Raw genomic sequence first — 14,451 nt, forward strand, 5'->3', positions numbered from 1 at the left:
TACATATAAAAACTAACCTTTTAGTTGTTCTGTCTTTGTAAGTGCCCAACTACTACTAGTATATTTAGGAACATTTGCATCTTTTAAACTCCAAAAATTATTACCTGAATTGTACTCTGTTATTTTTACATAATCATCAACTTTTCCCTTTAGCTTTTCTAAGATAGAAGCATATTCATCATTGCTTAAATATTTGTTTAAAAAGAAATCACTTATCACAGATTTTATATCTATTGGAACAAAATTCTGTGAAAAACTGTAAATTTTTATCCAATCGATGTATTTGTAATATTTATCTTCAATATCAATAAAAATAGTTTTTCTTAGATATAATTCATTGGATAAGTGCTCTGACAATTCTTCTATTTTTTCATTATTCAATTTTTTAATTAATTCTAACTTATCAACTATATTTTCACTTCTATTTTTTTCGTTTTTATTAAATAGTTCTTCATGAACATCTGAAACATGAAATACTCTTATATTACCCTTATCATTATTTATCCAATAAATTAATTCCATTAAAACTCCTTCAGGAAGTTCAAAAGAATTATTATCTAAAAATATCCAAAACTCATCCGCTAAATTTTCTATAGCAAGACAATCAATCATGGCTTCCTTTTTAGAGTTACTATGAGCAATAGTCGAGTCGTAATAACCCAACATTTTAGTTGGATTTAAAGGAATGAATCCTTTTGATAGGACAAATGCTATAAATGTATCAATTTTTGAAATTAAATCACCATCGTAGGAAGTATATACAAACATTAATAATCCTCCCTTAAAGAACCATTTTCAATAAAGAAAATTTTATTTCTGTTGAATTTATTTACTTTTGAAATTATTGCTGGAGTGCCAGACTCTCTGAGTTTAATTCCTAAATGGCTCATAATTGAACCCTTTTCAAAAATAAAACCACCTACATATGGTATGAAAAGGCTTAAAATGGAAGAAGGATATGGAGCATGCAAGATTATATCTTCATTCTCATTAATATTTTTTAATTTTCTAATATATTTATAAATTTCTGGTTTTGCACTTATCTCTTTTTGTTCTATAAAATCTTCATCTACAGAAACGTGAAATCTGGACGCTTTCTCTAATTTTTGAAGTTCAAATTCAGACAGCATTATCACATTACCACGACAATATCCGGAAGAAATTATATTGTTATCATAAGAAATTTTACCAATATCACTTTCTGTAGAAACATCATATATATAAATTTTTTTGCCTTTAATTATCCATTCAACATCTACCTGAATTTTTCCCATCTTCTCAGGCATCAATGAAATTATTTTTACTTGCTCTTCATTTAAAATGGTATTCTCGAAATTTTCTTTTTTTACTGAATTGAAGTTATCATCAAAACTATACAAATATTTTGATTCATTTATATGTTTTGATTTTATTATTCCTTCTTTGTTAATTAAGTATCTAGAAAATTCAATATCCTTATTATTTTTTAGTCCTGCTAAATCTCCTGGAATATATTCAATTAGTTTCTCACCATCTAAATTTTGACTAACTATCCCTGATATATCTGGAATAAAAAACTCTGAAACCCAAAATATTAAAGGTTCATTCTCCTTTATTCCTATTTTTTTTAAAATCACCCTTAAATTTCCTAGCAGGCTTTCTTTTTCAAATATACGTTCTAACTTTATTCCAGATATTTCAGCAATTAAATATAAGTATTTAGAATCCCAAATCTTTAACAAACGATCAGAAGTATCTTCACTTATATTGAATAAATCTTCAAAGTTCATTACTAAAAATCCTAATTTATAAGTAAATATATTAGATTCTTTGTTAACATTTTCTTTCATCCAATGCCTTTTTATCCAATGTTTTCTTATAAGTGTTTTGTAAAATTTAGGCCACTCAAAATTATGTATCTCATTACTATCCAAATTTATAAATCTTGGACCTTTGTCTAACATTGTATTTAATTTATTTATACTTGATGTTATTGGTCTAATTTGGACGATGTATACATCATTATTATATATTCCCCACTCAACGTCTATACCATAACTACTCTCAAAATCATTTTCCAGTTTATTTAAAGTTACGTTTAGTAATTCCATATAAGACTTTGACATATAATCACTTTTTACTTCTTCATTTCCAGTAGAGATAGAATTATTATATAGATTAAATACTGGTTCTATACCTGACTCTATTGATCCATTTTCATTGGTTACCTCTGTAAATGTTCTCTTCTCTAAAGTAACTGGATCCCTTGTAAAACTAACTCCACTTATTTGAAAGTCTATATACTTTTGTATAATAATGGATGCATTTCTAAAATTATCCAATCCACTGGATAAGCCAGACTTCCATACTTGTTTAATTGCATTTATAATACTCTTACTATTATTATGTATGGGGCCTATAGATTCAAATGTTCCAGCATTGGAAGTTATTTCTGAATCTTCATTTTTAAAATTTGATCTAACTATTAAATGATCTGATTCACCAAAAAAATTACTCAACTCTTCAATCAATAATTTAGGAAACTCTACATTTTTAATAAATTTTTTAGCCAAACTAATATTTATGAAATCGCTTTCTTTGGATCTAATAAGAAATTCCCTTGTAACTTCTTCAAAATATGTTTGTTCAATTATGAGACCTTGTGGAACTCTATAGCCGTACTTCATTGCTCTTTCTAGATTCAAAGATTTATTGTAGTGATTTAAATCTACTCCATCGTTAATTTTTTTTATATGTTCCATAATTTCCCCCCGTTTACATTTTCCCACATATAATTAGGTACAGAAACTGTATACCTTGCAGCAGAGTGTTCATCTGGTTTATATCCTAAAATCTTTTTAGTAGCTACAGATGATTGTTTCCAAAAATTATTTTGCATTTTCTTTGGAAGCATATCCACTGGCATATCTGCATTATGTGCATAACTATTGTCCTTGGCTAATTTATACATCTTTTTCTTATCTTTTTTCTTAGTTCTAATAACAATTTGAAAAAATGGACACTGTCTTGTTCTTGGTAAATTTTGAAAAGGACCAAGAAACATAATCCAAGCATAATTACCATTGCCTGTTATATCATATCGTATTGAAATTAAGTACTGATCTTGATATTTTTTTATATCTTCAATAAAGAAATTTGTATACTTTAATAGTGATTCAATTAAATTCATTACTTGAGAAAAACTTTCTATTCTTGGAAAAATCATACTAAAAACTTGTGAATCAGAATTTTTTATTTGATTTATAATTTTTTTTTCAATAATCTGTCCATCTTCAAAACTGACTCTATCAAATTTACAGGGGTATGTATCGAAAGTCCATCCATATTTTTTGGTATTATTTGCAAAAAACTGTGCAAACCTACACCCTATTTGACCGCTTGCAACCCAGTGCTTAACAATATTAAATATAAAATTATTATTTGACAAAATTTCGTTTTCATTATCAAATCCATTTTCACTCATGAGGGCAGACAAATAATCATTTCTATTTGAGAAATTTTTATCAGGCCCATTTACTGATTTATCTATGTTCATAAATTGTTTTTTGAATATTTCCATAGCATTCTCCCCCTTATTAAAAAACGTAATTTTTAGCTAACTTTTCTGAAATTTCTAATATTTTCTTGTATGCCCTTTCATCCATCATCAAGTTAACTTTTAAAGTATCTGATATTTTTTTAGCATTAGATAAATTTAGAACTTCATCAAATTTATCTAGTGCTGCATTGAAGTTCTCTTTTCCATACATAATATCTCCTGATCCAATTAATTGGTAAAACATTCCACTCAATTGACTGTTTTTTATCTCCTCATATAATTCAATACTTTCATCAGGTATTGTACCTTCATCGTAAGTGTAAATAACAAGAATTAGTATGTCAGTTTGATTGATTATTGATGGGTCTATGTTATAAATATCGTAAATATTATATTTAACTCCAATATTACTTAAACTATCAGCAAATGACTGTGCAATATCCTTGTTATTTCCTGTTATGCTACTATATAAAATATTAATCATCTAAATCACCTAATTTCTATATTTAATGATTTGCCCATATATAAAATGTTACATAATCACAAAAATAGCCCCACTTTTTTTCAAAATAAACCAAATCTAAAATACCTGGCTTATCAGGTAGATCATATATTTTTTTCAATCCATTGAGTAGTTTTGCATCTGTTTTTAACATAACATCGTGATTTCTCAAAGAATTCATAGTGACAAGACCCGAAGTCCAATCTCCTATACCATATATTTCTTTCAATAAATTGATGGACTCACTTTTACTCCTGTTATTAAATTTTTCTTTTTTTAGATCACCTGTGGCAAACAACTGACTCACATTCAATAAATATTTAATTCTTGAATGTGAGAGCTTTAATTCTTTTAAATCTTCCTCAAAGACTTTTGAAACTACTTTAGGGTCAGGATAACACCAATATTTATCACCTTCATATAAGATGTAATCTCCATATTTTTCTATAAATTTTTTTTTAATTACATATGCGTAACTCATAGATATTTGTTGACCTATAATTGCCCATGTTATTGACTCATATATATCAGGTGTTCCAACAAAACGAAGTCCTTTACTTTTATTTATAATATTTGAAATTTCTTTATCATTCTCGAAAAAATCATAAAATTTTTTTAAGTCATAATCTAAATCAAACCAGTTCTTTATAAAGTTTGAAATAATGTTTCTATCTTTTGTTAGTAATTCTCCTGAACCTAAGAGTATTTTTACCTCAAGTTTATTTACCTCTTTAAGATATTCTAATTTTAATAAATATTTTTTATTTTCTATTCTATATAAAAAAATTAACGTATTATTTGCTACTTTATACAGAATTTCGTCCTTGGATGCTAAATAATTTAAAGTAAAATCCCAAGAAAAATAACCATTTATTTCTAAAAAAATTGATTTACTTTCCATTTTTTTCTCCTAGAAATGTAATTTGTAAATAGAAACGTATAGCACAAAAAAGCCCAACAATCCAAATGCAAAAGTATATACAAAAGATACCATAAAACCTAAACCTACAACTGATACTCCAAAGGATGCTATCCCTTGTGCTATATTGTTACTAAATAAATTTATTGCAGAATAAGAAGATTTCCTTTCTAAAGGTATTAGAGAAGCTTGAATTGATTGAGCTCCTGGAACAAATATTAATTCTGCAATGGTTCCAATAAGTAGCAGTAAAATTAAGAAATAGGGTTTATTAAAGGTTAATAGGGTTAAAGAATAAGTAATTATTAAAAAAAATGCCCCTAAAAGGGTTGTTTTTTTTAAATACCTATTTTTAAAAAACTTTATTGCTATTGGAGTAATAGCTACTACAATAACAATATTTTCGATTTGTAAAACCGAAAATATATTAGTGCCTATCAGATTTAAGTTTATAAACCTCAATGTAATATTATATTTTTCAATGAAGATTAATAACGAATTAGACAATACTAATGTAACTGATGAAACCATACCAAATCCAATGACAAACTTAACAAATGTATAATCTAGTAAAGGAACTGAATAACTCTTTAAAACACTTCTTAAATTGACATACTCTAAATTTTTTTTTGAATTTTCAAATGAAAAATAATTATTTAATAAATAAGCTATAATCAATGTTATCAAGCCTGATATTCCAAAAAAATATTGACTATAATTAATAAAAAATGCACTCCCCAAAATGACACCTATTGCTAAAGAAACATTCAACGATAGATAATCTATTGTAAAGGCTACCTCCCTATTTTCTGAAGTTGTTTCTGAGATAAGCAGTGAATTAAAAGTTGCCTTATATAAATTAGAAATGCTAACGGAAATAAAAAAGAGTAATACCATAATTATTGTATTCAAATTAAACATTACTGTTATTGAAAGTAGTATTAAAGAAATACCATGGGACAATAAACAAAATATTAAAAATTGTGATTCCTCAGTTATATCTCCGAGATAACCACCCAAAATATTGAAGAAATATCCCAAAATATATTGAACTGCCAGAAGAATCCCAGCAATGTAACTACCAAATATATTTGCAAAATACAAAGTCATAAATGGGGCAATCGATGACCCAATAGTTCTGCTCATAAAAGATGTTGAAAGCCTAATTTTTAAATTACTTGATAGATTAGACATATAAACTATCCCCCACTAATTTTTAATTTGATATCTCAATTAACATATCGTTAACCAACTCTATCATTTCATCCAAATAAACATCTGATTCATTGGAAATAGATAACGAACTATAAAACATAAGATTTGAATATCTATTAACCAAATATTTATTTTGATAATTTTCTATAAACAACTTACTAATCCATTTTTCTTTTAAATTTATATTTCCTGATTTTGCATTTAGTGCTCCTGCACAACTCCAAGCAGAACGGCGTAATTCATCTACAGATGAAAGTTCTTCCCCATATTTGTATAAAGTCATTGCATCTTCATAATGTGATCTTGCACTTTTAGAAAATAGTTCGAGGATAGAATTATAAATACCATAAATATCTAAATATGAACCGATACTAGTTGAATTATTTTTTGTAATTTCAATCGAATTTATAATCCTAAGTAAAACCTTTAGCTCAAAAAAATCTTTTGGAATATTTAATTCTTGAGAATAATTAACATAATAGTCACTGATTATTTTTTGAGGCCAGTATTCAACATCCAGTTTGTAATTATTTTCTAATATAATCGTTTTAACGTAACTGCTATCCCCAGATTTTCCAACAACATAAATATCTAAATCTGAGTCGGGTGTGCCTAGACCTTCAAAAAGAGAACTGTATACGTATATTGTATTTTCATTTCCTGATATTTCTTCATCCACTCTCAACCTTAATTGATGAATATTTGTTCCTTTAATAGATAAATATTCATCTAATATTTTGCATCTTTCGTCCATTTAGTTCCCCCCTTATTTTATAACAAAAGCACACTTTAGAATTTAATATCCAAAGTGTGCTTAAAAAATTATCCTACTACAGTACCAACAACAGTACCAATAATCTTAGGATCAGATACTTCAAGCAAAATTGGCTTTTCGTATATTTTTTTCATCAGACTATACCTCCCTTTTTAAAAATTTAATTCATATTTTTTTATGAATTTACTAAATAATACCTTTTTATTAGAAAAAGTAAATGTTTTTCTAATAAAAAGATGTTTTTTTTAATAAAAGTATTGATTAATTAGAAAACAATACTATAATAAACACCAATTAAAGGAGGGCAAATGGAACAAAAATTCATATTTAAACGTCAAATAATTGCAATAACACTATTTTTTTTTATTTTAATGATTTCTGTGAATTCAATTTTTTTTTATACTTCATTGATGGTCGAAATTGTGTACCTAAATATTGTATTTTTGCCTATTTTCAAAAAAATGATTGGCTATTCATCAATAACTCAAAAGTTTATATTTGAAATACCAATGATTTTAATAAGTGTGGTTTATATCCTCAAATATCCTCAAAATTTAAAGCAAAACGATAATTTATTAAATTTACTGTTTTTGTTTTTAATAATAGCTCTAATGCTTTCTAACAAAAATTTAATATCTAATATAGTTAACTCTCCCTTATCAAAGTTTAATAGTTCCTACAAAAAAAATATTCTCGATTTATTACTTTGTGTATATCCAGTTATTGCAGAGGAAATATTCTTCAGATATGCATTATTCTATAGTATTGATGAATATCTTAGTAAAATTTTATCAGTAACTATTGTGTCAATTATATTTGTTTGTAGCCACTACATTAGTAGATGGGCTAATAGAATTTATACATACAAATCATATGTCTTTCAACTATTACTAAGTGTTACTTTGACAACTTTTATGGCACTGGGTGGGAATATTCTGATCGCAATTTTTTTACATTTTATTTTTAACATACAAGCATGGCTACCTATTCTATTGAGAACATATAAATCTGTAAGGAGAAAGAAAAATGTTAAAAAAGAATTTTAATTTTATGATTGCAAAAATAGATAACAAGATTTATATAAGTGATGGCACTAAATTATTTGAAACAAATAGTATTGGTGCTGATATATACAAGCAAGTAAATGGAAAACGAAATATACTAGAAATAACGAGTAATTTATCACAGATTTACGATGTGAGTTTTGAAGAATTAAGTAATGATATTAAAGATATAATATATCAATACTTACAATTTGGAATATTAAAGGAAACTAATTAAAAGGTAGAAAATAGCTATGTTAGAGTCAGAGTATAAAACATTAATAAGTCATAAGGATTTTGAAGAATTAATAGATAAATTTTCTTTTCCAGTTTATAATATACAAAAAAATTTTTATTTTGATAGTAATGAATTTGATCTTTTTAATCATGGAGAAACAATGAAATTAAGAATTTTGAATAATAATGCAATTTTTATATTCAAATCAACTGATACATCCAGTAATTTATTAACGAAGAGAGAAGAATCTGAAATACTAACTATTTTTAATACAGCTGAAATACCTAATAATATTAAGATATATGAACATCCTGATCTTACTTTGAAAAATTATGGTGAACTAAAAACGTGTAGATATTATTTAGTTTATAAGGGATGGGAATTATCTTTAGATCATAATAAATACTTAGGTACAGAAGACTTTGAGATAGAATTAGAAGAAAAAAATACTACTGTAAGTTTGAATACTATTGTTAATGAATTAGGACTGGGATCATATTTATCTGAAAAACAAAAAAAAACAGAGAGCAAATCATATAGATTCTTAAGTCGCCTTAAGTTTAATAATAGCAAACGCTAATTTATTTTATATTTTCTGAATTTAGAAATAAATTTAGTGACAGTTAAATAATTTTATATTAAATTTAATTATTAAAAATAAGTATATTGGTATTTAAATACAAGGTTTACGATTGTTTGATATAAATACACAGAAAAAAATCACATCTAAAATTTTAGATGTGATTTTTTATTTTGTTTTTAATTTATAATACCCATCATTCTTAATGTAATTATCTTGTATATATTCAATATACTTATCAAAGTCAGGATACAAATTTTTTTCAAGATAGAAGTATTCTTTTAGCTTTCTGTTCAAATCATTATAAATTGTTTCAATAATTTCTTTTTCAAATTTTTTAATTATTTTCTTTTTTGATACCTCGAACGTTTGAATATTATTTTTTATTAATTCATCTTTATTATCTCCCAAATTAGATCTCAAAGAGGATAACTCATTTTCATGCTGTTCGTCCAAAAATTTATAGAGATTTTCAAAATCATAAATTATAGTAACTCTTAGATTATCAATTTTTTCTATATCGATATCGGATTTTGATTTATACAAAAAATCATAATCAAAAAAAGCCCCTTTTTGTGCCTTAATTCTTAAATTTTCCTCATTTTTATTTACAGTCATAAAAAAATTTTTAGATATATGCTTTACTTTATCTATCTTAAACATATCCAAGGTATAATTCTCAGCATTTTTAATATCCATAATCATAAATTCAAGTCCTATAAAAGGATTTTTGGTTATATCCAACAAGCTGGTCTTCATACCATAGTGTTGCAACATTGCTAACTGTTCTGCACGTTTACTAGTTATTTCTTCGTTCTCATAATCGTATTCGTAATATTGAATTTTTTTTGGAAATTCTCTACTAATGTCTTTATATACACTATCAAATTTTTGCAAAAACTTTTCCGATATATTTCCTCTAAATAAACCAGGGCGCAGAGGCCAATTATCAGATTGTCCTCTAAAATAATTGTAATTTCCCTCTCCTCTATCCACAACCAACTTCTGAAAAAGTTCTTTATATAAATAAAATATATTCCAACCTTTAGAATAATTATGGTTGATTTCTTTGTTTATTTTCTCTACTAGCTCTGATAAATCAATATTCTCTGGATTATCACTTTTTATTTTCAACTTCTCTATTTTATAATTTTTAAAATCTAAATCCATTTCTCCAGAAGTTTCATTATTGTAGTTGTAGATAATTTCTCTTTCAAAATCCGGAATGACAACTATATTAAGTTCACTTTTATTAAAAAGTTTATTGGATGAATCAACATTTAAATCTTTATAAATTTCTTTCATAACTACTTTACAAATAATCCTAAGTTTAAAATTCTATATCTCATTGCTTCCACAGAAACATTGAATGATTCAGCTAATTTTTTAACAATAAATTCAAAGTCTCCCTCAGTTAATTCATTTTCGTTCAAATTACTTTCTTTAATTGTCTTTTCAATTTCATCTAACAATAATTTTTTAGGCATTATAAGTTTTGCAGCAAATTGATTTGCTACTGTTTCTTTATTTCTTCTCAAAATATCTATGTCAGACTTGCTCGCATTAGCCCTCAAAGAGATACCGGAATGTCCTAAAACAGCATGTCCTAATTCATGTGCATATGTAAAATGCTTCCTAGTAGAAGGTTTATTTTGTTTTAAAGTTATTTCTTTAATTTCATCGTCATACTTTCCGTCATCGTCATACTCATTAATATTTTCATTAGTATAATTAACATTAATTTGAAGAATATCAGAAATTTTATCCAAATTTATATATGGTGGTTCTTCTAATACTTCAATTTGTTTAATTTCCTCTTTTTTTTGTCCAAACAAATCTATAAATTCTTTGGAATAAATATCTTCAAAAGTAACCATAATTAGCCTCCAATGTAATTCTTCTTACATTATAAACAAAAATACATAAAATAATCAAAACTTGTGGTCACTTTAATACAAAAAATTGGAAGCATAAGGTGGAAAAAGCAGAACTCTTAAGACAAATTTAATTGCTTTTTAATATTTATTTTTGTCTAGAATAATAAAGCACTACCTAACTGTAATATTCATAGTTCAATGATGCAAACATTTATTTAATATTTTTACATTTAATATTACTTCTAATAACTAATATATTTGTAGTTCAGTAGGAAAATTTATTTTGTACTATCAAATCAAAATAAATTTTTAATGAAGCAATAAAGGAAATAATAATTGAACTTTTAAATTAATAACTAATCGCACGATTACTTTGAGTTGCCCAATTTTTTATGAACTCATTTATATCCATTTGTGCTGTTTGATTTGTCCAGCAATCATTATAGTAAATATACTGATTGTCATAACCTGTAATTACTAGTGCATGATATGGAAATCCGTGCAAGGTATTCCATGTAACAACAGGTTTACCTATGCTAATTTGGTATTTAATAGCATTTATATCATAGCCTGTTAAATCTTTAGCAGATCCAGTGTAGTGTTCAACTAAGTTCATTAAAGCGTTTGGAAAGATTGTAATACCGGTACTATCCCAAGGTTGACCAATATAACCATAATTAGGATCACTACTACGTGGCATTTCACGAGCCAACTGCATTTTATCAACATTAACGCCTGCGTAATTAAGCATCATTGTTACAGCAGTAATTTCACAGCCGTTTGGTAGCTCAGGATTTTGATTAATCAAGGGAACTCCTGTTAGCCAATTATAGGAAGGAACATCAGTAGAGTTAGTTGATACAACAAATTTTTCGGGCAACCAGACATCGTTTCCAACCTCGTACCACCAACCGTCACTTGCTTTCTGCTTCTCATTAACAATCCAACTTGTTCCAGTTGCTAGATTTGTGCCGTTATAGATAGCATTTTCTCCGTATCCATTATATGAATGAACCTCTGCTCCGTGTTTATAAGCAACGGTGACAATTTCTGTACTTATTGTACTATCGGATTGTGTTTCAGCGGATTCTTGTATTGCTTGTGTATCATTAGGTTGTGTGGAAACTGAATTAGTATTTGATAAATCATTATTTGAATTTACATTTGCTGATTCAGTATCATTACTTACTGAATTTTGAATATCATCTGTTTCAGTTTGTTGACTTACAGAAACGTCTGTATCTGTTGTGCTAGCATTAACCTGATTTACAGATGTTGCTAGTAAGATACCAGTAAGTGCAACAAATGAATATGATAAAATTCTATTTATTTTCATTAATTTATCTCCATATATTTATAAAATTCGATAATTATAATTTTAAACATTAAAGTTGTTTAATCAATAGACGATAACAAAAATATTTTATCAATAAAAAAAAGCTGACATCTGTCAACTCTTAAAAATTATTTATTTATAATAAGAATCCCATCTTTAATACTTGGCTTTACATAACCCTTAGCTGATACTTGGACCCTATTACCTATTAAACTACGATATTCAATACCATATATAAGCATATCACCTGATGTATAAACTACTTCTCCTGTTTGCCAAACACTACCACTATCTATTATAGCGGTCCAAATTGTCACAAAATTTTGACTCTCTGCATATGTTTGATAACCAGTATTTTGAATTAATGATCCTTTTGGATTCAATATTCTAATATCGTATATATCTACATAACCATCGTTACATACTCTATAAAATTGTCGAGTACTATTGTAAGCTTGATCTCTCTCATGCCAAGTATATTCATAAGCAGGTACTCTTTCATCTTTTGTATATACAGTTGAAACATCAGAAGCTACATTCATATCCTCAGTAATTGAAGGTGCTAAGTTCTCATCTGTTCTATTAGACGCATCAATATTTAAAGCAGGAATAATAGATACAGCTGTCAAGGACAATAAGTTATTTAGAGAGAAAAACCAAGTTACTAATTCTTTTTTTTACCCTATGTTTACCTATTAGATTATCATCACTCTTAATTCTTAATAGAAATAGCTTTTTTAAATTATAAAAATTTTTGATGCCTCTATTAACGTAATCTTAAGCACATAACATTGTTATATAATTTTAATACGTTATTCTTATGCTGTGTACTACAATAAGTCCGACAATACAAAAAAGTTTTACTTTAGGGAGTAAAATCATTAATAAAAAAATTGAGAGATTAACTTTTATAGCTGTCTTTATTTATTATGCAGTAATATCTGTTTTGATAATACCAAGTGCTGATGACTATTTTTGGTGGGGGTACAAGGGTCTATATTTATTAAGACATAACTTTTTTTCTACCAATATAATATATGATGGTAGTAGCAATGGTAGATATCTAGGTAATTTATCTGAAATATTAATAATGCACAGTCCAATATTCGCAGTCTTATTTTATGCACTGGTAGTTACTTTAGTAATATGGTGTATATATGAATTAACAGGACGCAATGCAATATCATTAATAATGTCTATTTTGTTATTCTTTATATTACAAATAGGATATCTACAAAGTGTATTTTTGTGGTATGCAGGGTTTGTAAATTATCTTCCACCTATGGCATTGTTATTGCTTGATTGTTTACTATATAAGAGGTTTTTAAATGCTAAAATAAATAATATTTTAGCTTTATCTATATCACTATTTGTCATATCTTTATGCGGTGGCTTGTTTGTAGAACATGTTACTTTATATCAATTACTAGTTGGTGTTTTGTTTGTTATTCTTATTTGGTACTTGAATAACAAACAAAAATTTAGCAAGATATATTACCCCTCAATTGCCTTTCTTTTGGGTGCTATATTGTCGGCGTCTATAATGTTTTCCAATCCTTCTTATTATCATCATCAAGAGGTATATAGAAAAACTGGATTTACATTAATTGGTTCTATACATAACTATATTTATTTTACTCATTTTTGGATAGCAACGTTTAATTATCTAATAATAATAATTTTATGTATATCAATCGCTGTTTTAGCATTAAATAAAATTAATAGACGATGGTTAAAAATAAGTATGGTTACATCATCGATTATATTCGTTGTCTATTACATATTCATAAATATTTATCTTACTAATTACTCAATCGACTTTCTATATGAAATTGTGGGGTTACCATTTAAAATTGGATTAATAGATTCTTTTGTGGGTTCTATGTTTTATATCTTTTTATTCGCATCAACAATAATTTTGTTTAGAAAACTTACAATAGATAATATCTATATATACTTTTATTTATTCAGTTCTGTAGCTTTATTCGTACCATTTATATTCATTTTAGCTCCAGTTTCTGCAAGGGAGTATTTCGGTGCATTTATTTTCTTATTCATGTTATGCATAATATATCTTAATAAGGCATTATCTTATTTAGATTTAACCGTCAAAAGTACTTTACAATATGTATTTAGCACTATAATAGTTTTTAGTAGTATTTTGGTAATTGTTTTAATGTCAAAAAATGCACAAGCTAATATATCTAGAGTTGACAATCAAAAATTCTTATATGAATATGCCTTGTTAAAAAAGAGAGTTCCATATGAGAAGTATGTTTTTGTAAATGACGAACCAATATTACAAGCTCCTGAATATTACAGACATAGATTAAAATTTACATTCAAAGACTATATTTATAATAATTATAGAGACTAAAAAGTCCAACCTATAAAGGGTTGGACTTTTTATTAGAACTTATTTCTTATT

General features: G+C 26.4%; 15 protein-coding genes. 4 read left to right on the forward strand and 11 right to left on the reverse strand.

Annotated features, from left to right (window positions below; genetic code table 11):
• Window positions 1-12 precede the first annotated feature (12 nt).
• The 7 genes from EKN01_RS04220 to EKN01_RS04250 are packed head-to-tail and all read right to left on the reverse strand — an operon-like array spanning window position 13 to window position 6,928.
• Window positions 13-768: a hypothetical protein gene (locus tag EKN01_RS04220; protein ID WP_129045112.1), complete on the reverse strand. Its 756-nt coding sequence runs from the start codon at window positions 766-768 to the stop codon at window positions 13-15.
• Window positions 768-2,741 carry a PEP/pyruvate-binding domain-containing protein gene (locus tag EKN01_RS04225; protein WP_129045113.1) on the reverse strand — a complete coding sequence of 658 codons (1,974 nt, stop codon included), beginning with the start codon at window positions 2,739-2,741 and terminating at the stop codon, window positions 768-770. Before EKN01_RS04225 ends, EKN01_RS04220 begins: the two co-directional genes overlap by 1 nt.
• On the reverse strand, window positions 2,729-3,559 hold the full coding sequence (locus EKN01_RS04230; protein ID WP_129045114.1) for a hypothetical protein: 831 nt from the start codon (window positions 3,557-3,559) through the stop codon (window positions 2,729-2,731). The genes EKN01_RS04225 and EKN01_RS04230 overlap by 13 nt, the downstream gene beginning before the upstream one ends.
• A 16-nt stretch (window positions 3,560-3,575) precedes the next feature.
• A complete protein-coding gene (locus EKN01_RS04235) occupies window positions 3,576-4,022 on the reverse strand; it encodes a flavodoxin domain-containing protein (protein ID WP_129045115.1) in 447 nt (148 codons plus the stop codon).
• A gap of 22 nt (window positions 4,023-4,044) precedes the next feature.
• Entirely contained in the window at window positions 4,045-4,941 is an 897-nt protein-coding gene (locus EKN01_RS04240) for a DNA-3-methyladenine glycosylase family protein (protein WP_129045116.1), read from the reverse strand.
• A 9-nt stretch (window positions 4,942-4,950) separates the two neighbouring features.
• Entirely contained in the window at window positions 4,951-6,153 is a 1,203-nt protein-coding gene (locus EKN01_RS04245; RefSeq protein ID WP_129045117.1) for an MFS transporter, read from the reverse strand.
• A gap of 22 nt (window positions 6,154-6,175) precedes the next feature.
• Window positions 6,176-6,928, reverse strand: a complete 753-nt coding sequence (locus EKN01_RS04250; RefSeq protein ID WP_129045118.1) for a hypothetical protein — start codon at window positions 6,926-6,928, stop codon at window positions 6,176-6,178.
• A gap of 329 nt (window positions 6,929-7,257) precedes the next feature.
• Between EKN01_RS04250 and EKN01_RS04255 the strand changes: the two genes are divergently transcribed.
• From EKN01_RS04255 to EKN01_RS04265, 3 genes are read left to right on the forward strand one after another with little or no spacing between them, the layout of a single operon-like run.
• Window positions 7,258-7,995 carry a CPBP family intramembrane glutamic endopeptidase gene (locus tag EKN01_RS04255; RefSeq protein WP_129045119.1) on the forward strand — a complete coding sequence of 246 codons (738 nt, stop codon included), beginning with the start codon at window positions 7,258-7,260 and terminating at the stop codon, window positions 7,993-7,995.
• Entirely contained in the window at window positions 7,976-8,230 is a 255-nt protein-coding gene (locus EKN01_RS04260; RefSeq protein WP_129045120.1) for a PqqD family protein, read from the forward strand. The genes EKN01_RS04255 and EKN01_RS04260 overlap by 20 nt, the downstream gene beginning before the upstream one ends.
• A 16-nt stretch (window positions 8,231-8,246) precedes the next feature.
• Window positions 8,247-8,810, forward strand: coding sequence for a CYTH domain-containing protein (locus EKN01_RS04265; RefSeq protein WP_129045121.1), 564 nt, complete (start codon window positions 8,247-8,249; stop codon window positions 8,808-8,810).
• A 168-nt stretch (window positions 8,811-8,978) separates the two neighbouring features.
• On the opposite strand, the gene EKN01_RS04270 is transcribed toward EKN01_RS04265, so the two are convergent.
• The 4 genes from EKN01_RS04270 to EKN01_RS04285 form a co-directional block, all read right to left on the reverse strand.
• Window positions 8,979-10,115 carry an FRG domain-containing protein gene (locus EKN01_RS04270; protein ID WP_129045122.1) on the reverse strand — a complete coding sequence of 379 codons (1,137 nt, stop codon included), beginning with the start codon at window positions 10,113-10,115 and terminating at the stop codon, window positions 8,979-8,981.
• Window positions 10,116-10,117: 2 nt separating this feature from the next.
• Entirely contained in the window at window positions 10,118-10,687 is a 570-nt protein-coding gene (locus EKN01_RS04275) for an ImmA/IrrE family metallo-endopeptidase (protein WP_129045123.1), read from the reverse strand.
• Window positions 10,688-11,036: 349 nt separating this feature from the next.
• Complete coding sequence (locus tag EKN01_RS04280; protein ID WP_129045124.1) at window positions 11,037-12,023, reverse strand: C39 family peptidase; 987 nt, start codon at window positions 12,021-12,023, stop codon at window positions 11,037-11,039.
• 128 nt (window positions 12,024-12,151) lie between these two features.
• Window positions 12,152-12,652 (reverse strand): hypothetical protein, encoded by a 501-nt coding sequence (locus tag EKN01_RS04285; RefSeq protein ID WP_129045125.1) that lies wholly within the window; start codon window positions 12,650-12,652, stop codon window positions 12,152-12,154.
• A 191-nt stretch (window positions 12,653-12,843) separates the two neighbouring features.
• Between EKN01_RS04285 and EKN01_RS04290 the strand changes: the two genes are divergently transcribed.
• Complete coding sequence (locus EKN01_RS04290; RefSeq protein WP_241685242.1) at window positions 12,844-14,400, forward strand: DUF6056 family protein; 1,557 nt, start codon at window positions 12,844-12,846, stop codon at window positions 14,398-14,400.
• The last annotated feature ends 51 nt before the right edge of the window (window positions 14,401-14,451 follow it).

The sequence above is a fragment of the Companilactobacillus metriopterae genome, assembly GCF_004117915.1.
In the GTDB taxonomy this organism is placed as follows: domain Bacteria; phylum Bacillota; class Bacilli; order Lactobacillales; family Lactobacillaceae; genus Companilactobacillus; species Companilactobacillus metriopterae.